Origin of the sequence: Actinomycetospora sp. NBRC 106375 (genome assembly GCF_030269665.1) — a bacterium.
Classification (GTDB): domain Bacteria; phylum Actinomycetota; class Actinomycetes; order Mycobacteriales; family Pseudonocardiaceae; genus Actinomycetospora.
The window spans coordinates 1-642 of the sequence record NZ_BSTS01000075.1 but is presented as its reverse complement, the minus strand read 5'-3'; the positions used below and the strand labels follow the sequence as shown (position 1 = coordinate 642).

1 protein-coding gene is annotated in these 642 nt (G+C 72.6%); it reads left to right on the top strand.

What is annotated here, in order from left to right:
- Positions 1-22: 22 nt before the first annotated feature.
- Positions 23-642, top strand: a 620-nt coding sequence (locus QSK03_RS32930; protein WP_285660056.1) for a bifunctional 5,10-methylene-tetrahydrofolate dehydrogenase/5,10-methylene-tetrahydrofolate cyclohydrolase, incomplete at its 3' end; no start/stop codon positions are given.

The following is a 642-nucleotide window of genomic DNA, read 5'->3' as shown; positions in this document are numbered from 1 at the left end:
GCAGCTCAACGCCGATCCGGGTGTGCACGGGATCCTCCTGCTGCGCCCGTTCCCCGCCGACATCCCCGAGCCGGTCCTGTTCTCGGTGCTCGACCCGCACAAGGACATCGAGGCGGTGCACCCCGAGAACGCCGGGCTGCTCGCCCTGGGCACGCCGCGGTTCGTGCCCTCGACACCGGCCTCGGCGTTCCACATCCTCGACGGCTGGCTCGACGCCACCGGACAGGACCGCCGCCGCTTCTACCGCAGCGCCACGATCGTCGTGGTCGGCCGCTCCAACAACGTCGGCAAGCCCGCACTGGCCCTGGGCCACGCCCGCGACGCGGTCGTGATCTCCTGCGACGAGTGGGCCTCGCACTCGGGACACCTCGCCGAGTTCACCCGCCGCGCCGACGTCCTCATCGTCGCCGCCGGCGTCCCCGACCTGATCAGCGCCGAGCACGTCGCCGACGGCGCGGTGATCATCGATGTCGGGATCAACCCGGTGCCCGACCCCGAGACCGGCCGCATCCGGCTGGTCGGCGACGTCGATCTGCCCGCGGTCCTGCACCAGGTCCGTGCCGCGACCCCCGTGCCCGGCGGTGTCGGGCCGGTCACCGACGTATGGCTGATGAAGAACTCCGTCACCGCCGCACGCGCCGC